Raw genomic sequence first — 19,555 nt, 5'->3', positions numbered from 1 at the left:
CCTTGGCTGCTTCGGCCGGCGTTTTGCCCGCCAACATCAGCCGACCAGCACGCACCCGCTTGCGCGTAGCTTCGTCCATTTTGGCCATCAACCGAACCTCCATTCAGCGTGATGACTGTATAACGCACCGGCAGAAAATCGGTTGTCATGGATTCAGTAATTCTCAATAGTTCGATCTGCGTCTCTTCCGGGGCAATTCCGGGGGAAGAAAACGACGATTCGAGGCGCGCGATCTCCAGCGTTCTGCTGCCAAGCGGCTTCGTTTGGCTCTTGTCACAGGCAACGCTGCTCCCAAAATTCACCACCGCACGATAGCCCACGAATGTCGATTTTTTCGACGCGCTCGACGGTAATCCAGGTTCAAGTCATGTCGCGAGCGTAAGCACAGACTCAGTCGATTCTTTCGTCGCGCCACTATTGCAGCCGTTACCGACCGGTGTTAACTTTTTCGCTGCTGCACGCCGCTTGAATGCTTTCGTTGGTTAGCCGAGAACATACGGGCGCGCTTGAAGAGGCTCTGTGAGTTTCGGGCGATGCAGATATATGCGAGCGGTATCGTCGTGTCTAAGAATCGCAACCGACCGGTGCGGATTCGGGCATACTAAACAACGGTTGGCGGCGCTCATGGTCGAGCGCTACAGAATTCAAAGCACATTGCGAGAGACCGGATTCGCACACCGTTTTCCGAGTCGTGGCTTTGCCACGATTGCCTCCCGGCTTTGATGTCGACGAGGACCTAAGCACCAAACGTGGCGGTCGTCATCTAGCAACGAGATAGACGGCTGTGTCAGCGCGACGGAATGAGGCCTCTCTGTCGCCTTGGCCCCGCAGGGGCGGCAATGGGGTGAGCGGGAGCCGGCGTACGCAGAGGTCGCCCGTAGGCTGCGCCGCGGCCCGATTGCCAGTCTCCGCTATTGGCAACGCTCTGGATACAAAGTAGTGGGAATCTCTCTTACAGATTCGACATGAGGCGAGCAGGTGCCCACGCAATACCGCGTGGTGACAAACGCATGTGACCATTCGGATTTGAATAGTGCGTGGAGATTTGCTTTAACGGAGTGTGCTTTTCTATTTGCCAGTATGTCGATGGCGGCATGCAATTGCGCGCTCACCTTGTTTTCGCTGTACTTCGTGGAGCGCGCGATTGGTACACTCGCTATTCATAATATTATGAAGGGGTAAGATGGACGAGACCAACATCGAGTCGGTTGACACACCGGAAAAACCGCGGACTGTTGAAATACAAGCCACGCTCGCGACAAAAATCAACCTAGCGGATTTCCAGAATGCGGTTCCTGTGGTTCGCGAACTTGCTGTCGCAAACGACACTAAAAACGATATCAAGCAGCTTCGCTTGACGGTGTCCTCGGAACCGTCATTCTTCAAATCGAAGACTTGGCACATTGACCACATTGGTGTGGGTAACACAACGCGCATTAATGACCTGGACATATCGCTCGACGGTCCGCTCCTCGGTCGGCTGACCGAAGCGGAGAAAGCCGACATCACGTTCAAGCTGACCACCGCGGAGGAAACGCCGACTGACGTTGCCGCATTCGAAGCTACCGTTGAGCTGTTGCCTCGGAATCAGTGGGGCGGATTGTCGTCGCTTCCTGATATGGTTGCGGCCTTCGTACAGCCCAACGAACCGGCTGTCGAGCGTGTTCTCAAGAAAGCGGCCGATGTGCTCCACAAGGCAGGCAAATCCGGCGCCATCAACGGTTATCAGGAGGGCGCGCGTCGAGCGTGGGAACTGGCATCTGCCATCTGGAGTGCAATCGGCTCAATGGGCCTGGATTATGCGTTGCCTCCGGCCAGCTTCGAGCAGACCGGCCAGAAGGTGCGCAGTCCGAGCCAGATTGCCGATTCCGGCCTCGGAACGTGTCTCGACCTTGCGCTGCTCGCATGTGCGGCCCTCGAGCAAGCTGGACTCAATCCATTGCTCGTCTTCACGGATGGGCACGCGTTCCCCGGCGTCTGGCTGAAGCAGGAGGAGTTCTCAACCTCTGTCGTGGACGACGTGACGGCGTTGCGCAAGCGAATAAAGCTGAAAGAGCTCGTTGTGTTCGAGTCGACGTTGTTGACGCAGCGACCGTTCCCGCCATTCAGCTTCGCAATCAGTCATGCCGAGGAGCAGATTTCGGAGGAAAAGGAGCGGGCGTTCCATTTGGCCATCGATATCCGACGTGCGCGTCTGCAGCGAATCAAGCCGCTCGCGAGCGAACAAGCCATTGCGAGGAAGGCGGACGGCGTCGAGGATGTGAACCTTGAGTCCGCATTGGAGGATGCCCCCGCATTGCCGGAAGAACTGGGCGACGCGGATGTAGAGAAGGCGGTTGAGCGTCCGGAAGACCGGCTGTCGCGATGGCAGCGCAAGCTGCTCGACCTCTCCCTTCGAAACAATCTGCTCAGCTTTAAGGGCGGTAAAAAATCGCTGAAACTCGACGCGCCGGACCCTGGGCAACTCGAGGATACCCTTGCGGAAGGTCATGCCATCAAGCTACTGACCCGTCCCGACCTCATGGATGGGAACGACCCTCGCAACCAGGCGATTCATGAAAGTCGTGACCGCGAGAACATTCGCCGCGCGCACGCCCTTGATGCTCTCAGGCGCAAGGAGGTCTTCGTCGGCCTATCGGAAGAGGAGATGGACACACGGCTCGTTGAGCTGTACCGGTCCTCGCGCACATCTCTCCAGGAAGGCGGCTCGAACACCTTGTACCTCGCGCTCGGTTTTCTCTCGTGGACGCGAGAAGCGAAAAATGACGGAAAGTACCGCGCGCCGCTCATTCTCGTGCCGGTGTCGCTCGAGCGCCGCAGCGCACGCTCCGGCTTCAGCCTGAAACTCCACGATGATGAGCCGCGGTTTAACCCGACGCTCATCGAGATGCTTCGTCAGGATTTCGAGCTCGAGCTCGGAGTGAACGACACGGAACTGCCCAAGGATGATTCCGGCCTCGACGTTGCGGGTATCTGGAAGGCCGTCTCGGCTGCAATCAAGGACATCAAGGGCTGGGAGGTGGTTGAAGAAGTCGTGCTCGCGACATTCTCCTTCGCGAAATACCTGATGTGGAAGGACTTGACCGAGCGCACTGAGCAACTGAAGCTGAATCCGGTGGTGCGCCACCTGATTGAGACGCCACGCGACTCTTACGAGAGCGCCATCGAGTTTCCCAATGCTCGCAAGCTGGATGCCGAACTCGAGGTCAAGAACACCTTCTGTCCGCTGCCTGCTGACTCTTCGCAGCTTTCGGCGGTAGTCGCCGGGAGCAAGGGGAAGGACTTCGTCCTGATTGGGCCGCCCGGAACTGGCAAGAGCCAGACAATCTCAAACCTCATTGCGCAGTGCCTCGCCGAGCGGAAACGGGTACTTTTTGTTTCCGAGAAGATGGCCGCACTTGACGTGGTGTATCGGCGCCTTGCCGACGTTGGCCTGGGCGACTTCTGTCTGGAGTTGCACTCGAGCAAGGCTCGAAAGACGGAAGTCCTGGAGCAACTGCGCCACTCGTGGGATGCAGCAGCTGCATTGGCGCCAGATGAATGGCACGCGGAGGCGGCACGTCTGGAGGCACTGCGCTCGCTGTTGAACGGCTATGTCGAACGCCTGCACAGGCGCTACTCGAACGGCTTGTGCGTGTACGAGGCCATCGGCAAGGTCATCGATGGGCAGGACCTGCCGGTGCTGCGACTTTCGTGGCCATCGGCGCAGACGCACGATACTGCGGCGATGCGGCAGTTGCGCGAGACGGCCGAGTTGCTCGACGTCCATGCCAAAGTCATTGGCGAAGGCCAACTGACGTCCAGTCCTCTTTCGCATGTCGCACAAACTGAGTGGTCACCGCTCTGGCAGTCTGCGCTCCTGGAGGCTGCTCGTGCTGTCGGCCCGGCAGCAAACGGAATTGAGGAAGCGACACGAGCGCTCGAAGCAGCGATTGGCCTTCCGGCTCTCGCGCTGGATTCACGGATTCGTGAAGGATTGCGCATGCTGGCGGCAACCCTGCCGCCAGCATCGGGTCACGACTGGCGCTTTGCATTGCGTCCCGACGCGAAGGGAATTGGCGAAGGTTTGCGCGCGGCTGTACCGCTCGTTGAGCGGCATCGTGAGCTGCATGCATCACTGTCAGCTCCGCGAGGCAACCAGGTCATGGAGGACCTCAGGCTTGGCATCGCCCAGCTCACGCACTATCACGAACTGCAGGCACAACTCGGTCAGCCGTGGAATGAGGGCCTGCGTGCGCGACTCGCTTCGGGTATCGAATTGCTGCGCCAGCGTCAGGACGTGATCAGTCAATTGACGCTTTCCTACAAGGAAGGAATTTCCTCGACGACCGTCCAGCAACTGCAGCAAGACCTGCGTGAACTAAATGATTCGTCGTGGCCAATGAGCATGTTGCGGCGGCGCGCTCTGGTGAAAAAATTGAAGGAGCTCGCCCTCTCCATTGGAGAGCCCGACGTTAACGGCGATATCGAGCGCTTCGTCAAGATTGATGGTTTGCTCACAGAAATCAAGGCGCTCGACGATCTTTCGCTGCCGACTTCCGGCGCATGGTCTGGCATCAAGACGGATTTGGACGTCGCGAGGGCATCATTGGGCTTCCAGGATGCACTCCAGCAGGCGCGAACTCGTGCCGAGTGGGAGGATATCGGCCTTGACCCGGTGAGCCGTGGCCTGTGCGGCGATGCCGCTCGGGACGATTTGCAGCGCATGCGGGAGTTGCGCCAGATTGACCAGGTTGTCACAAGACTGTCTTCGCTGGCCGCGCAGACTGACGATGTCTGGCGCGGGTATGAGACGGATGTCTCGGTGGCAAAAGCCTACGTCATCTTCCAGGCTGCCTTGGCGGCGGCAGTCGCTGACCGTGCCTGGGCCGACGATGGCTTCGGTGCTATCGAATGCGGGCAAGCGGGCGGAACTGCCGGGGAGGACCTCAAAAAGATGCGAGAGCTGGTCTCGTTGGAAGGTCGTCTAAAAGCGTTCGACGACCTTTCTGCGAAGACCGATGGGCTGTGGAGTGGGCTGCAAACAAACATCGACGGGATTGAACCCGCAGTGCGGTTCTTTGAAGCGCTTTCGGCGGCCCTTGCCTCAATGGCAAACACGCCAGAGGCGCTCGCGGCCATAAAGAGTCCCATTGCGCTCTTGCTTGGCGACAGCAATGTGCTTCTTGAACCGACGGGTACCATTGCTGCCGCAGGGCGCACGTATGCCGAGGCATTACGAGCCTTCGAGGATGCGGTCTCGCGTTTCGCGGTAGCGAGCGGGCTTCCTGAGTCCGACAAGACGACATTAGGCGCGCTCCTGCCAGCCGAGGTGGCGAAACGTGCGAGCGATGTCCTTACCAGTTCCAATCAACTGAATGCGTGGTGCGCTTGGCGCAAGACCCGGGCGCAGGCGCTCGCATTGGGGCTCGCTCATCTAGTTGCTGGGCTCGAGCAAGGCGCAGTAACCGTTGGCCGGGTGAAAGCGGCGTTCGAGACTGACTATTGCCGTTGGTGGCTGAATGCGGCCGTCGATGCGGACGAAGTGCTACGCACTTTCGTCTCGGCCGAGCACGAAAAGCGCATTCGGGATTTTCGCGAGCTCGACGAGAGTTTCATTGACCTTACGCAGGCGTGGGTTCGTGCCCAATTGTCTGCAGGCCATCCGTCCCCGGACCGTGTAACGCGCGGATCCGAATGGGGTCTTCTGCGCTACGAAATGCAGAAGAAGACGCGCCATCTCCCGCTTCGGGAACTGATGTCTCAGGCGTCGAACGCCGTGATGCGCCTGACCCCGTGCCTACTCATGAGCCCGTTGTCGATTGCGCAATATTTGCCCGCCGAGACTGCGAACTTCGATGTCGTCATCTTCGACGAGGCTTCGCAGATTCCGGTCTGGGACGCGATTGGTGCGATGGCCAGGGCCCGGCAGGTCATTATGGTCGGTGACCCGAAACAGCTGCCGCCGACAAGCTTCTTCGACCGCGCAGAGACGGACCTCGATGACACGGACGTCGAAGTTGAGCTTGAGAGCATCCTGGAGGAGTGTATTGGCGCCAACCTGCCGATGATGAAGTTGTCTTGGCACTATCGCAGCCGGCACGAGAGCCTGATTGCATTCTCCAATCACCGATATTACGACGGCGACCTGGTCACGTTCCCGAGCCCTGTGACGAATGATCGCGCGGTGAGCTTCAATCTCGTACCGGGCGGGCAATACGAACGCGGCGCTTCGCGAACAAACAAGCCAGAGGCAAAGGCCTTGGTCGCGGACATTGTTGCGCGCTTGAAGTCTCCGGGTTTCAGGGGCAGCAATCTGACGATTGGCGTGGTCACGTTTAACTCCGAACAGCAATCACTCATTGAGGACTTGCTTGACGAGGAGCGCCGCAAGGATCCCTCTATCGAGTCGCATTTCCTCGACACGGAGCTTGAGCCGGTGTTCGTCAAGAACCTGGAAAGCGTTCAGGGTGATGAGCGGGACATCATGTACTTCTCCATCACCTACGGTCCGGGCACTGACGGCACGATGCCGATGAACTTCGGCCCAATGAACCAGCAAGGCGGTGAACGTCGCCTTAACGTCGCCATTACTCGTGCTCGACAGGAACTCCGTGTCTTCTGTAGCTTCCGCCCGGAACAGATGGATTTGTCGAGGACGCAAGCCTTCGGTGTCCGCGACCTAAAGCACTTCCTCGAATTCGCCGACCGCGGCGCTCGCGCGCTGGGCGAAGCGGTTGCTGGTAGCGTCGGCGACTTTGAGAGCCCCTTCGAGAAAGCAGTGGCCCGTGCGCTTACCGAAAAGGGATGGAGGTTGCATTCGCAGGTCGGCGTCTCGGCGTTCCGTATTGACTTGGGCGTCGTTGACCCTGATGCACCGGGGCGATATCTGGCCGGTATCGAGTGCGATGGAGCCACCTACCATCGGTCCGCGACGGCACGTGACCGGGACAAGCTTCGTGAGCAGGTGCTGCGCGGTCTGGGTTGGGAAATTCTGCGCATTTGGTCTACGGGCTGGTGGATTGATGCACCGGGCACCGCTGCGGCAATCCATCTTAAGCTGGAACGATTGTTGAACGAGCGGAGGGCACAAGCGAGCGCGGCAGAGCAGGAAGCGGCAAACCTCGCCAAGGCCGCAATCGCTGATGCTGCAGAGGGTGCACGAGACAAACCGCTGGGCACGGCCGACGAACAGAAAAACCCATCAACTACCGAAGAGGTTGGGGAAGCGTTCGTTTCGCCAGCCACGTATGCGAGCAATGCCGCAACTATATCGGCGGCCGCTCGCGAACCACTCGAAGGCCAATTCATTGAGGCGGATCTCGCCGTTGCTGGATTCGACGTCGATAGTGACGCGTTCTTCGATGCCACGTACAACCCAAAGCTGCTGCGAATGATTGACCACGTTGTCAGTATCGAAGGGCCGGTTCGAGATGAGGTGCTCGCCCGCCGGATTGCACGCGTGCATGGTTGGGTTCGGACCGGCGCGAGAATTCACGAACGGGTCGTTCGCCTGGCTTCGCAGCACTACAAAACCGAGAACGAGGACGTTGGAACGTTCTTCCGCTTGAAGACGGACGATACCGTTGAGTTCAGACGGCCCGCCGATGGCGCCGCACGTTCAGTTGACGAAATATCGCTGGATGAGCTCAGGGCGCTCGCTATAGAAATGTTGCAGGCGGGCCATGACAATGAATCGGGTGTTATCGCAATGGCGCGCGAAATTGGTCTGCGCAAGGTCTCTGCAGCGAGTAAAGCTCGCCTGCAGAGAGCCTGGTCGAGCGTCATAGGCGGGCCTCCACTGGAGGCTCACTAGCGCGCCCGTTTGTACAAGCTGGGGCGGATGGGCAGTTCCAGCTGACGAAACGATCCGGGACAATTACGGGTAGAAAATTTTGTTCGCATCGTGCAGATGCGGATGCGCGTCAGAAAGCCGGCCTACGAGTCGGCTTTCGCCGTTTTTGGCGGTTCCTGCCCATTAACCTGACCACTCTGGGCGTCTCGTTGGCCTTCTGAGCACGTCCATGAGCTACTCCATGTGCTGCTGGCGCGTGCTGGAAGGGCCAAGCGGCAGTTATGCGGCCGTTCGTCATCAAGCAGCGTTCGTCCAGGCGAATCGCCATGGCCGTCTACGCGACGGCCGTTAGCGGCGCTGGAGGCGGCAATCGATTCAATGCGCATCTCGCCGCTGGAGGAACGCGTCGCCGTGCCGTGAGGCGACTGCATGGCTGGCCCGGGTATCATCGTGCCTGTGTGCCGCCCGTCGCGGCGTAATCCGCTTCCGCCAGTCACCCGATGTCCCAGTCCGCAAAGCTCTCCGAGGTTCTCACTCTTGCCGAAGTCCAGTCGCTGGCCGACACGAAGACGTTTGCGCGCGGCAAGGCCTATTTCCATGATGGCGCGGTCTCCCGCCTGGAGGTGCGCGACGGGGCTGCTCGCGCCAGCGTACGCGGCACGCATCGTTACCAGGTTGAACTCGCCGTCGACGACGATGGCGAACTCGCTTACGACTGCAACTGTCCGGTGGGCGACGACGGTGTTTTCTGCAAGCACGCGGTCGCCGTTGCTCTCTCTTGGATCGAAAATTCGGGCGAAGAGGTGTTCCATTCCGACGAGGCCGCCCTGGAGCAGCCGCGCAGGAAGCGAAAGACCTACGAGGAAGTGATTCGGGAATACGTAGCGACGCTGGCCAAGGATGCGCTTCAGGAATTGTTGCTCGAAGCCGTCGCGCGCGATCTGACGCTGCGCAACAAGCTGCTGTTCGCCGCGCGTGCGGCGGGGGCATCCGATTTGCCCGGGATGAAGGCTGCCGTGAGGCAGGCGGCACGTATTTCCCGACCGCTGGACTGGCGGGAAGCCGGTGCATACGGTGATGGCCTGGTGTCGCTGGCCGACATGTTGCGCCAGAGGCTTTCCGGGTCACATGCCGCACAGGTGGTCGAACTGTCAGAACTGGCGATCGCCGGCGCGGAAAAGAGTCTCGAGCAGATTGACGATTCGGGTGGGGAGGTGATGCCGGCAATTCGTGAGCTTGCGGCTGTCCACCTCGATGCATGTAAATTAACCCGACCGGACCCCGTAAAGCTTGCGGAGCGGCTTTTCCGTTTGCAGACAGAAGGCGTGTGGGACACCTTCTACAACGTCTTGCCGGCGTATGCGGAGCCGCTGGGCGATGGCGGCTTGAGCCGCTATCGAAAACTCGTCAGCGAGGCCTGGGAAGCGCTGCCCGCGCTCGCTCCCAGCAACGAATTTCGGCGGTCGTTCGACTCGCAGCGCATGAAGTTAGACCATGCGATGGAGGCGCTGGCCGCACTTGACGGGGACGTCGATGCGCTCATCCGCATTCGTTCGAAGAACCTGTCGAGTTCGTACCGCTTCTTGCAAGTGGCGGAGCTTTGCGTAAATCACGGTCGCCTGGACGAAGGACTCGCGTGGGCGGAGCGTGGTCTCAACGAGTCGGGCAGGAATATTGATTCGCGCTTGCTCGATTTCTGCATCGATGCGTATCTGCGTCGCAGCGAATTCGACCAGGCCAATGCGTTCGCCTGGCGACGTTTCGAGATGCACCCGACGGCCGAGGCATTCCCCGCATTGATGAAGGTCGCTACGGCTACCGGTAAGCATGACGAAATCCGGGGGCGTGCGCTCAAGCACCTCTGGGCGCTGGTCAGGGAGGAGGAGTCGGTCGCAAAATCGAAGCGCACCGTCTGGCAGCGGTCAACGCGAACCGATCTGGTCAGGATTTTTCTTGCGGGGAAAGAGAACGACATCGCATGGGAGACGTTTAACGGCGGTCCGGTTGCAACACAACTTTGGCGTGAAATGGCGGCTGTCCGTGGCAAGACCCATCCGCACGATGCCATCGCCCTCTATCATCGCCTGCTGCCGGTTGCTGCGGAAAGCGGTACACGCAACGCTCGATACGATGATGCGTTAGACATCGTGCGCGCCATCAGCCGGTTGCGGGCAAAGCTCGGCGAGCGCGCGGAGTTCACCAGCGAACTGGCGGAGATTCGGGCGACATATCGCGCGAAGCGCAACTTCATCAAGCTGCTCGCCACACTGTCCTGAAGTCACCCTCAGGCTGTGTCGGGTCGGGCAGATATCTGCCCGGAGCCAAGGCAGCGGACGTGCGCTTTTGTATCTCCGAGCCGTTGTGAGAACCCGCAAGACAACCCCCCTCAAACCCGCGAGTTAACCGCGCCGACCGCCAACCCCAACGCCGCACACCACGAAGCGGCGAACAAATGCATTGCGCCGATTGCAACGGCCTCCGACACGCGTCCCGAGCGCCGTCTCAGATCGACGCCATCGCCCCCGCCGGCGCCATCCGCTATGCCGAAAACAACCGCCTCTGCCGCGCAGCCGTCTCCTCCCGCCCGACTGCCTTGATGATCTTGTAGATCCACTGGATCGACACGCCATACTTGCGCGCCAGGGGGAATATTGCGCGGGGTTTCAATCCATCGCCCGTCTCCGTAGAAACCCGAGCACACGAAAGAGTTGTCTATACAATTTTGGGCGGTTAGGGTGAGCGCTCCGAACCTCAGACTTTTCCCGGACCCGCCGCCATGCCGAACGCCACCGACGTCCAACGCCGCCCGTTGCGCGAGCGCCGCACCATCGATTACATCCCCGACCACGAACGCCACGGCAGGCTGTCGAGCCAGTTCACGCTGTGGCTCGGCGCGAACCTGCAGGTGACGGCGATCGTCACCGGCGCGCTCGCGGTCGTGCTGGGCGGCGATGTGTTCTGGTCGCTCGTCGGGCTCGCGCTCGGCCAACTGCTCGGCGGTGCGGTGATGGCGCTGCACGGCGCGCAGGGGCCGCAGCTCGGCTTGCCGCAGATGATCTCGAGCCGCGTGCAGTTCGGCATCTACGGCGCGGTGATTCCGCTCGTGCTCGTCTGCCTGATGTACATCGGCTTCTCCGCGAGCGGCACCGTGCTCGCCGGGCAGGCGCTCGCGCAGTTGTTCGGCGTCGCCGACACGGTCGGCATCTTCGCGTTCATCGCGGTCGTCGTCGTGTTCGCGGTGTTCGGCTACCGGACGATCCACGCGCTCGGCCGCGCGTCGAGCGTCGTCGGCGTGATCGCGTTCGCCTATATGTTCGCGCGGCTCCTGTCCGGGCACGACATCGGCGCGCTGCTCGCGATCCGGCATTTCTCGCTGTCGAGCTTCCTGCTCGCGATGTCGCTGTCCGCGTCGTGGCAGATCGCGTACGGGCCGTACGTCGCCGACTACTCGCGCTATCTGCCGCGCGCGACGTCCGCGCGCCGCACGTTCTGGGCAATCGGTCTCGGCTCGGTGCTCGGCGCGCAGGCGTCGATGGTGTTCGGCGTGTTCGCGGCGGCGCTCGCGGGCAAGCAGTTCGCCGGTCACGAAGTGCAGTTCATCGTGAGCCTCGGCGCGGGCGGTGCGACGGCCGCGCTGCTCTATTTCGCGATCGCGTTCGGCAAGCTGACGATCACGACGCTCAACGCGTACGGCAGCGTGATGTCGGTCGCGACGATCGTCACCGGTTTCTCGGGCCGCACGCAGATCTCGCAGCGCGCGCGGATGGCGTACGTGCTCGCGATGGTCGCCGCGGTCGCATGGCTCGCGCTCGTCGGCCGCCACGCGTTCCTGAAGGATTTCTCCGCGTTCATCCTGTTCCTGCTCGCGTTCTTCACGCCGTGGAGCGCGATCAATCTGGTCGACTTCTATTGCGTGACGAAGGAGCGCTACGACGTGCCCGCGCTCTACGATCCCGACGGCCGCTATGGCCGCTGGAACGTCGCGGGCGTGTCGATCTACGCGGTCGGCGTGCTCGTGCAGATGCCGTTCATCGCGACCGAGTTCTACACCGGGCCGCTCGTCGCGAAGCTCGGCGGCACCGACATCTCGTGGATTATCGGCCTCGTCGTGCCCGGCGTTCTGTATCATGTGACGGCACGCAGGCGAGCCGCGCACATCCCCGAGCGGCTGGTCCTGCCGGACGAGCCCTCATTGTCATGACCGATTCCGCCGTTTCGTCGCAGGCGCTTTCGCCCCCCGTTGCCGTTCCGTCAGCCGATCCGCACGCGTTCGACGCGCTGCACGCGTTCGTCGAGCGCCATCCGCGTCTGTTCGTGCTGACGGGCGCGGGCATCAGCACCGATTCCGGCATTCCCGGCTATCGCGACCGCAACGGCGCATGGATGCGCTCGCAGCCGATCCAGCTTCGCGAATTTCTCGATTCCGATCACGCGCGCCGCCGCTACTGGGCGCGCAGCATGCTCGGCTGGCCGGTGCTCGGGCGCGCGCGGCCGAACGCGTCGCATCACGCGCTCGCAAGGCTCGGCGCGGCGGGGCGTATCGCGCGGCTCGTCACGCAGAACGTCGATGGGCTGCATCAGCGTGCGGGCAGCGCGGATGTCATCGAACTGCACGGCGGCATCGACGGCGTCACCTGTCTCGATTGCGGTGCGCATCATGCGCGCGCGGCGATCCAGCAAATCCTCGAGGCGGACAACCCCGCGCTGCTCGACGCGCAGGCGGAGCCCGCTGCCGACGGCGACGCGCATCTCGAATGGCGCGCGCTCGACTCGTTTCGCGTGCCCGCGTGCCCCGCATGCGGCGGCCTGCTGAAGCCCGCTGTCGTGTTCTTCGGTGAGAATGTGCCGCGCGAGCGCGTCGCGGCCGCCGCGCGTTCGCTCGACGAGGCCGACGCGATGCTCGTCGTCGGCTCGTCGCTGATGGTGTATTCCGGCTATCGGTTCTGCGTGTGGGCGAACGACCAGCGCAAGCCGATCGTCGCGATCAATCTCGGGCACACGCGCGCCGATCCGCTGCTGGCGTTGAAGGTCGAAGCGTCGTGCGGGCAAACGCTCGACGCGCTCGCCGCGCATCTCGGGCTCGCGGCGAGCGGCACGCATGATGCGCGCGGACCGCTTCACGTTTGACGCACCCATACCGACTCGTTTCGTCATGCAGATCGATTCTTCTTCGCGCCAATGGGCGCCTGCCACCGAACGCAATCGCGAGCCGATTCTCGACGTGCTGAAGCGTGTGCTGCCAGCGCGCGGCATCGTGCTCGAGATCGCGAGCGGCACCGGCCAGCATGCGGTTCGCTTCGCGGCTGCGCTGCCCGATCTCGTCTGGCAGCCGACCGATACGGAAGCGGCGGCGCGCGCGTCGATCGCCGCGTGGGCAGCCGATGCCGCGCTGCCGAACCTGCGCGCGCCGCTCGCACTGGATGTCTGCGTCGAGCCGTGGCCGCTTGCCGCCGCCGATGCGATCGTCTGCATCAACATGATCCACATCGCGCCGTGGGCCGCCGCGTGCGCGCTCTTCGACGGCGCGGCGCGTGTGCTGCCCGACGGCGGCGTGTTGTATCTGTACGGACCGTATCGCCGCGGCGGCGCGCACACGGCCGAGTCGAACGCGCAGTTCGACGCGCAGCTGCGCAGCCGCGATCCGGCGTGGGGCGTGCGGGATCTGGAGGCGGTGGCCGAGCTCGGGCGCGCGGCGGGCCTCACGCTCGACGAGATCGCCGAGATGCCGGCGAACAATCTGAGCGTCGTGTTTCGGAAGCGCGCGTGAGCGTGTGCGAGGGCGCTCGCGTGCGGACTGATCGCGTGATCGCGGAGCGAGCGCCATGGCGCCTCCACCGTCGCGCGCGCAATGCAAGCCGGCCGAGCTTGCGTGCGCACGTGAAAGTACGTCGAACCAATGCCGAACCAATGCCGAATCGCCGCCGAAGCGTGGCGTTGAAGCGGTTTTGAACCGCCGCCGCGCCACCCGGAACCGCCGCCAGACATCCCCCGGACGTCCCCCATTCGCGGCGCACTCACGCGGTTTCCCTTATCCTTGCGCCTATGCGCGCGACCCCGGTGGGTCGCGACCTGTTTTTTCCGGAGAATTGAACAATGGGCAAACAAGCAATCGGTGTGGTCGGTCTCGCGGTGATGGGGCGCAATCTGGCCTTGAATATCGAAAGCCGTGGCTACGCGGTGTCGGTCTACAACCGCAGCCGCGAGAAGACCGACGAACTGATCGCCGAATTTCCCGATCGCAAGCTCGTGCCGACTCATACGCTCGAGGCGTTCGTCGCGTCGCTCGAGACGCCGCGCCGCATCCTCCTGATGGTGAAGGCGGGCGAAGCGACCGATGCGACGATCGCGGCGCTCAAGCCGCTGCTCGACAAGGGCGATGTGCTGATCGACGGCGGCAACACGCACTTCACCGATACGATCCGCCGCAACCAGGAGCTCGCGCAGGCGGGGCTGCACTTCATCGGCACGGGCGTGTCGGGCGGCGAGGAGGGCGCGCTGCGCGGCCCGTCGATCATGCCGGGCGGCCAACGCGACGCGTACGATCTCGTCGAGCCGATCCTCAAGCAGATCGCCGCGAAGGCGCCCGCCGACGGCGAGCCGTGCGTCGCCTACATGGGGCCGGACGGCGCGGGCCATTACGTGAAGATGGTCCACAACGGAATCGAGTATGGCGACATGCAGTTGATCGCCGAGAGCTACGCGGTGCTGAAGCAGGTCGCGGGCCTGACGAACGACGAGCTCGGCGCGGTCTACGCCGAATGGAACCAGGGCGAGCTCGACAGCTACCTGATCGAGATCACCGCGAAGATCTTCGGCAAGAAGGACGACGAAACCGGCAAGCACCTCGTCGACGTGATTCTCGACCGCGCCGCGCAGAAAGGCACGGGCAAGTGGACGAGCCAGAACGCGCTCGATCTCGGGGTGCCGCTGCCGCTCATCACCGAATCGGTGTTCGCGCGCGTGCTGTCGTCGCTGAAGGATCAGCGCGTCGCGGCGAGCAAGGTGCTGACCGGGCCGACGCCCGCGCCGCTCGAAGGCGATCGCGCCGCGTTCGTCGAGTCGGTGCGCCGCGCGCTGTACCTGTCGAAGGTAATCTCGTACGCGCAGGGCTTCGCGCAGCTCGACACGGCATCGAAGGAATACGGCTGGCACCTCGATCTCGGCACGATCGCGAAGATTTTCCGTGCGGGTTGCATCATTCGCGCGCGCTTCCTGCAGAAGATCACCGATGCGTACGCGAAAAATGCGGCGCTCGCGAATCTGCTGCTCGATCCGTACTTTCAGGGCATCGCCGCGAACTATCAGTCCGCGCTGCGCGACGTCGTGGTCGCCGCGGTGAGGGCGGGCGTGCCGGTGCCGGCGTTCGCGTCGGCGGTTGCGTACTTCGACAGCTACCGGGCGGCGCGCGTGCCGGCGAACCTTGTGCAGGCGCAACGCGACTTTTTCGGCGCGCACACGTTCGAACGTACGGACAAGCCGGGCAGCTTCCACGCGAACTGGGCCGAGTGACACGCGTGATCGGTAATTGTTGCAATCATCTATGCTATTAGTAGGGTTTTTCTAGATGGGAATGGTGATTGTTATCGGTCGCGAAACAGTGTTTTCGTTGATCCATGGTTTTCCCTAAGTGCCTTGGTGACTAGACTGTGATCAATCGCTGCTCGCATGGTGCTTGCGGCGAAGCAAAAAAAGTCACGGAGGTTGGATCATGAAATCGCTTATCGCTACTGTCGCAGTCGCCGCCGCTCTCGCCGTCCCGGCCGTTTCGTTCGCTCAACAATCGAATGGCCCGGTGACCCGTGCGCAGGTCAAGGCCGAGCTCATCCAACTGGAGCAAGCGGGCTATAACCCCGCCGCCGACCGCGTGAACTACCCCGAGGAAATCCAGGCGGCCGAAGCCCGGATTCACGGCCAGCAGAACGTCGCCGCACAGGCCGACACGAGCGGCTACGGTGCGCAACCGGCGGCCGCCGCCGAATCCGGCACGCCGAACAAGTTCAAGCGCATCGCCGACGGCGCACCGGTCTACAAGGGTCGTTGAGCGGCACGGCCTTCCGTCGCGCGCCGCATTCGAACGCGGGCGCGGCGAATCCAGGCCGGCGCGTAGCAGCAGTCCACTCAGCCCGCGCGTTCCATTCGATGGAGCGCGCGGGCTGAGTCTTTTGGGGCGCCGAAAAGCGCGGCGGCTCGCGGGCTGACCGTAGCCGTCGCCCGGCGCACGGCGAATCCGCAATGCCCGTCGAATGGTCGCATTTCGCCGCTGCGCTGCCCGCCGGAAGCGGGCGAGGGCGCATGTCGAGCAGGTTTGGCCAGCCGGCCGAGTCCCGGGCAATTTACATCGGCCATGTCGGGCGAGTTACTATCCGTCCGGCATGGGGCCGCGCGATCGCCGCGCCGGCCGCCGCAACGCCACGGGAATGCCCATGAAGATCGTCCGCAGCAGGCGCTTCACCGCATCGCGCGCGTGGGGCGCCATCGACATCGCCAACATGCGCGGCATCACGACCCGCCTGCATTGGACGGATCAGCCGTACAAGTGGCACGTGAACGACGGCGAGGAAGTGTTTGTCGTCCTCGACGGCCGGGTCGAGATGCGCTATCGCGATGCCGGCGGCGAGCATGCGACCGTTCTCGAGGCGGGCGACATCTTCTTCGCGTCGGCGGGGACGGAACATGTCGCGTGTCCGCTCGGCGAGGCTCGGATTCTTCTCGTCGAAACCGAAGGCAGCGTTTGAGGTCCGATAGGAACGGTCCGGCCGAGGCTCGTGCGGCGTTGGCCCGAAAAGATGTGGTGTGGCTGGGCGAGGCCGCCCAGATGCGGCTTGGCTTGGCCCGGCCGATCGGACGCGCAAGCAAAGGCGGCGCGCGCCGCCGCCGCAGTGAAGTGAAATGATGGAGGTACGCTTGAGAAGCATTCTGTTCGTGGAACGGCTCGGCATGGGCTGGACGGTGCGCGCGACGCTCGTCGCGGCGGGTGCCGCGCTCGTCGGCGGTTGCACGCTGACGCCGTGGACCGACTCGTGGCAGCCGACGCACGTGCCGCAGCAGCCGGCGCCGCGTGCATCGTCCGGCGTGCTTGCCGGCTATTACCGGGCGAATCCGGGCGATACGCTCGCGAGCATCGCGTCCGCGTTCGGGCAGCGCACGCTGGACGTCGCGAACTGGAATCACATGGCGCCGACCGATATGGTGACGCCCGGCCAGGTGCTGCGCGTCGCGCCGCCGCCGAGCATGACGACGCTCGCGCCGCCGCCTTCCGCCGCGCCGCCGGAAGCGGCCGCGCAGACGCTCGCGTGGCCCGCGCGCGGTACCGTCACGACGCCGTTCGGCGCCGGCAAGAATCACGGGATCGTGATCACCGCGACGGGCGGCGATCGCACGGTGCGCGCGGCCGCGCCCGGCCGCGTGGTCTACGCGGGCGCGGGCGTTGCCGCATACGGCCCGCTCGTGATCCTGAAACACGAGAACGGCCTCATCACTGCGTACGGTCACAACGATAAGCTGCTCGTCAACGAAGGCGATGCGGTGAGCGCGGGCCAGCCGGTCGCGGAGATGGCGACTGACGCGAGCGGCCGTTCGACGTTCGAGTTCGAAGTGCGGCGCAACGGCAAGGCCGTCGATCCGCTGGGTCTGCTGCCGCGCAACGGCTACTGACATCTCTTCGCGCCGCCCGCCGCGCCGTACGCTTCCGCCGCGCGGCGCTTCCGCCGGCTCGCCGGGGCGCACTCGGGCGCACGGCGGCGGCGTCAGGCGCGCTCCGTCTGCGGCGCCGGCGCGCCGGCCCTGTTGCCGAGCAGCATGATCAACGCGGCGAATCCGATACTGCCTGCCGCGATCGCGCCGCTGTACGCGGCGACGATCAGATAGCCGTGCGCGCGCGGATCGACGAACGGATACGGATACCAATCGACGAGCGCGCCGCGTACGAGCGTATAGCCGAGATAGGCGAGCGGAAACGCGAGCCAGAGCGCGAGATGCGACCAGTCGATCCGCACGCGCGGCGCGACAAACAGCCAATCGAGAAACACGGCGATCGGCATGATCCGATGCAATACCCAGTTCGTATAATGCGGCGTCGCATGATGCAGCGCATCCACATCCGCGAGCAGCAGCGCATAGACGATGCCCGCGATCGCCATGTAGAGCACGACGGCGCCGCGCGCCGATTCATAGCGTCGCGACGGCGGGCGCGTAGCGAGCCACAAGCCGGCGGCCAGCACGGCAGCCGCGTACAGGCTGCTCAGTTGCGTGAAGTAGCTGAAGAAATTGCTGAGCCGGAAAGTCGGCGCGTGCCATCTGAGCGCGATGCTGTAGCTCGTCGCCGAAAGGATCAGCGCGCAGCACAGGAGCCTGTAGGCTGCGACGAAAACGGCTTTCTGCATGGTGGGGCCTTGCGTGTAGCGGTGATGCGGGCGTCGTGGCACGATCGTGCGCGACTGTTTGTTTCTAGAATCTAGAATCGAGCATAGTTCACGCGCCGCTTCGCCGACATGCGGCCCTACCCGAGCCCGCCCGATGCGCAATCGCGCCGAAACTTGATCGAACTGCATGGACGGCGCGTCGCGCGTCATTACAATTCGATAACGTCGCGGGCGGTGCCGTACGCGATACCGTGGTTCCCTTCAATACGATCGAGACTGATCATGAACCGTATCCTCGCCGGCCAGGAGCGCTACAACCGTCCCGCGGTGTTCTTCCATTGGGCGATCTTCCTGCTCGTCGCGTTCGCGTATCTCTCGATCGAAGTCCGCGGGCCGAAGGGTACCGATAGTCGGGTGTTCTGGTCGAACGTCCACTACCTCTCCGGCACGCTCGTGCTGACGTTCGCGGTGCTGCGAATCGTCTGGCGGTTCGCGAGCCGCGCGCCGGGCGCGCTGCCGCAGCCGGCGTTGCTCTCGCTGCTGTCGGAGCTCGCGCACCTCGCACTGTACGTGTTCATCGTCGCGCAGCCGCTCCTCGGCATCATGACGCTGAACTTCGCCGGCAAGCCCGTGACGCTCGCCTGGATCGACTGGTCGTTCACGCTGTTCGGCCCGAATCCGGGCCTGCGCTCGTGGATCAAGGACGCGCACGAGGTGATCGGCAACGTGTTCTATTACGTGATCGGCCTGCATGCGCTCGCCGCGCTCTGGCATCACTTCGTGAAGCGCGACGCGACGCTGCGCCGGATGACGTTCTGACGACGCGTCGCGACGCCGCGCCGCGCCGCGCATCGTTGCGCACGCAACGATGCATGCGAGGGCGGCGCGGGCGCGACCGTTTCACGCTATTCAAGCCAGTCAACATTCTGTAACATTCGGGCGGCATTACATTCCCTTTACGCCATCCCGCGCCATGCCCAACCGATTCCGCAAACTGACTGCCTGGCTGGGCATGCTTGCGATCTGGTTGGCGATCGTCGCGCCGCTCGTCTCGCAGGCGAACGCGCGGCCCGCCGCGCCGTCCGACGCGGTGATCTGCGGCGACGAGCACCCCGCTCAGCCGGCCGAAGCCGGCGCCGCGCACGGCGGTCCCGCACACGGCGGCGCGCACCACGCACTGCATCTCGACGCCTGCGGCTACTGTGCGTTCTTCGCGCACAGCCCGGCGATCGGCATGGCCGCGCCGGCCGCCTTCGCCGTGCACGCGGCGGCCGTTGCGCCGTCCGTCGCGCCTCGCGCCGCCGCGCCTTCGCTCGCACGCTACAACCGCGCCTATCCGCGCGCCCCGCCGAAAGACGCCTGAACGCCTGACTTCATTCCCGTTCACGTAGTCCCCGCATCCGTTCGATCTGCCGATCGC

Annotated in this window: 14 protein-coding genes and 1 pseudogene; 11 read left to right on the top strand and 4 right to left on the bottom strand. The window is 63.4% G+C overall.

The genetic code is table 11. The features are described from left to right. On the bottom strand, nt 1-320 hold a 320-nt coding region (locus WS62_RS36450), incomplete at its 3' end, for a hypothetical protein (RefSeq protein WP_156440991.1). A gap of 863 nt (nt 321-1,183) precedes the next feature. Here WS62_RS36450 and WS62_RS14965 point away from each other — a divergent pair. Together WS62_RS14965 and WS62_RS14960 are read left to right on the top strand one after the other, a co-directional pair. Further along, entirely contained in the window at nt 1,184-7,795 is a 6,612-nt protein-coding gene (locus WS62_RS14965; RefSeq protein WP_066571962.1) for a DUF3320 domain-containing protein, read from the top strand. A gap of 479 nt (nt 7,796-8,274) precedes the next feature. After that, the gene (locus tag WS62_RS14960; RefSeq protein WP_066571960.1) at nt 8,275-10,050 is read left to right on the top strand and encodes an SWIM zinc finger family protein; all 1,776 of its coding nucleotides are present in this window, start codon (nt 8,275-8,277) and stop codon (nt 10,048-10,050) included. Between the two features lie 262 nt (nt 10,051-10,312). Here WS62_RS14960 and WS62_RS33775 read toward each other — a convergent pair whose 3' ends face one another. Further along, nucleotides 10,313-10,441 carry a Mor transcription activator family protein gene (locus tag WS62_RS33775; protein ID WP_156440990.1) on the bottom strand — a complete coding sequence of 43 codons (129 nt, stop codon included), beginning with the start codon at nt 10,439-10,441 and terminating at the stop codon, nt 10,313-10,315. A gap of 109 nt (nt 10,442-10,550) precedes the next feature. Between WS62_RS33775 and WS62_RS14955 the strand changes: the two genes are divergently transcribed. From WS62_RS14955 to WS62_RS14945, 3 genes are read left to right on the top strand one after another with little or no spacing between them, the layout of a single operon-like run. Beyond that, nucleotides 10,551-11,975: a purine-cytosine permease family protein gene (locus tag WS62_RS14955; protein WP_066571959.1), complete on the top strand. Its 1,425-nt coding sequence runs from the start codon at nt 10,551-10,553 to the stop codon at nt 11,973-11,975. Continuing rightward, nucleotides 11,972-12,901 carry an NAD-dependent protein deacetylase gene (locus WS62_RS14950; RefSeq protein WP_066571957.1) on the top strand — a complete coding sequence of 310 codons (930 nt, stop codon included), beginning with the start codon at nt 11,972-11,974 and terminating at the stop codon, nt 12,899-12,901. Before WS62_RS14955 ends, WS62_RS14950 begins: the two co-directional genes overlap by 4 nt. 25 nt (nt 12,902-12,926) lie before the next feature. After that, nucleotides 12,927-13,541 (top strand): DUF938 domain-containing protein, encoded by a 615-nt coding sequence (locus tag WS62_RS14945; RefSeq protein WP_082720980.1) that lies wholly within the window; start codon nt 12,927-12,929, stop codon nt 13,539-13,541. A gap of 200 nt (nt 13,542-13,741) precedes the next feature. On the opposite strand, the pseudogene WS62_RS33770 reads toward WS62_RS14945, so the two are convergent. Further along, nucleotides 13,742-13,879: pseudogene (locus WS62_RS33770) on the bottom strand (6-phosphogluconate dehydrogenase); the annotation flags it as partial. On the opposite strand from WS62_RS33770, the gene gndA reads away from it, so the two are divergent. The 4 genes from gndA to WS62_RS14925 all read left to right on the top strand — a co-directional run bounded on the left by gndA (nt 13,868) and on the right by WS62_RS14925 (nt 17,428). Further along, nucleotides 13,868-15,283 (top strand): NADP-dependent phosphogluconate dehydrogenase, encoded by a 1,416-nt coding sequence (gene gndA, locus WS62_RS14940; RefSeq protein ID WP_066571952.1) that lies wholly within the window; start codon nt 13,868-13,870, stop codon nt 15,281-15,283. The pseudogene WS62_RS33770 and the gene gndA sit on opposite strands and share 12 nt — an antisense overlap. A gap of 199 nt (nt 15,284-15,482) precedes the next feature. Then, entirely contained in the window at nt 15,483-15,815 is a 333-nt protein-coding gene (locus tag WS62_RS14935) for a DUF4148 domain-containing protein (protein ID WP_066571949.1), read from the top strand. A gap of 331 nt (nt 15,816-16,146) precedes the next feature. After that, nucleotides 16,147-16,509 carry a cupin domain-containing protein gene (locus WS62_RS14930; RefSeq protein ID WP_197422840.1) on the top strand — a complete coding sequence of 121 codons (363 nt, stop codon included), beginning with the start codon at nt 16,147-16,149 and terminating at the stop codon, nt 16,507-16,509. Nucleotides 16,510-16,678: 169 nt separating this feature from the next. Further along, a complete protein-coding gene (locus WS62_RS14925; RefSeq protein WP_331460075.1) occupies nt 16,679-17,428 on the top strand; it encodes a peptidoglycan DD-metalloendopeptidase family protein in 750 nt (249 codons plus the stop codon). A gap of 92 nt (nt 17,429-17,520) precedes the next feature. Here WS62_RS14925 and WS62_RS14920 read toward each other — a convergent pair whose 3' ends face one another. Beyond that, nucleotides 17,521-18,156 carry a Pr6Pr family membrane protein gene (locus tag WS62_RS14920; protein WP_066571940.1) on the bottom strand — a complete coding sequence of 212 codons (636 nt, stop codon included), beginning with the start codon at nt 18,154-18,156 and terminating at the stop codon, nt 17,521-17,523. Between the two features lie 261 nt (nt 18,157-18,417). Here WS62_RS14920 and WS62_RS14915 point away from each other — a divergent pair, with 261 nt between their 5' ends. Together WS62_RS14915 and WS62_RS14910 are read left to right on the top strand one after the other, a co-directional pair. Next, nucleotides 18,418-18,954 carry a cytochrome b gene (locus WS62_RS14915; RefSeq protein ID WP_066571937.1) on the top strand — a complete coding sequence of 179 codons (537 nt, stop codon included), beginning with the start codon at nt 18,418-18,420 and terminating at the stop codon, nt 18,952-18,954. 154 nt (nt 18,955-19,108) lie between these two features. Next, a complete protein-coding gene (locus WS62_RS14910) occupies nt 19,109-19,498 on the top strand; it encodes a DUF2946 domain-containing protein (protein WP_066571932.1) in 390 nt (129 codons plus the stop codon). The last annotated feature ends 57 nt before the right edge of the window (nt 19,499-19,555 follow it).

It is taken from the genome of Burkholderia sp. ABCPW 14, from assembly GCF_001523835.1.
GTDB classification, from domain to species: domain Bacteria; phylum Pseudomonadota; class Gammaproteobacteria; order Burkholderiales; family Burkholderiaceae; genus Burkholderia; species Burkholderia mayonis.
This window is presented reverse-complemented; position numbering and strand designations above follow the sequence as displayed.

Coding starts and splice junctions, on each gene's coding strand:
- WS62_RS14960 (WP_066571960.1), top strand. CDS start 8,275: ATGTCCCAGTCCGCAAAGCTCTCCGAGGTTCTCACTCTTGCCGAAGTC.
- WS62_RS14965 (WP_066571962.1), top strand. CDS start 1,184: ATGGACGAGACCAACATCGAGTCGGTTGACACACCGGAAAAACCGCGG.
- gndA (WP_066571952.1), top strand. CDS start 13,868: ATGGGCAAACAAGCAATCGGTGTGGTCGGTCTCGCGGTGATGGGGCGC.
- WS62_RS14930 (WP_197422840.1), top strand. CDS start 16,147: ATGGGGCCGCGCGATCGCCGCGCCGGCCGCCGCAACGCCACGGGAATG.
- WS62_RS14915 (WP_066571937.1), top strand. CDS start 18,418: ATGAACCGTATCCTCGCCGGCCAGGAGCGCTACAACCGTCCCGCGGTG.
- WS62_RS14935 (WP_066571949.1), top strand. CDS start 15,483: ATGAAATCGCTTATCGCTACTGTCGCAGTCGCCGCCGCTCTCGCCGTC.
- WS62_RS14910 (WP_066571932.1), top strand. CDS start 19,109: ATGCCCAACCGATTCCGCAAACTGACTGCCTGGCTGGGCATGCTTGCG.
- WS62_RS14920 (WP_066571940.1), bottom strand. CDS start 18,156: ATGCAGAAAGCCGTTTTCGTCGCAGCCTACAGGCTCCTGTGCTGCGCG.
- WS62_RS14950 (WP_066571957.1), top strand. CDS start 11,972: ATGACCGATTCCGCCGTTTCGTCGCAGGCGCTTTCGCCCCCCGTTGCC.
- WS62_RS14955 (WP_066571959.1), top strand. CDS start 10,551: ATGCCGAACGCCACCGACGTCCAACGCCGCCCGTTGCGCGAGCGCCGC.
- WS62_RS14945 (WP_082720980.1), top strand. CDS start 12,927: ATGCAGATCGATTCTTCTTCGCGCCAATGGGCGCCTGCCACCGAACGC.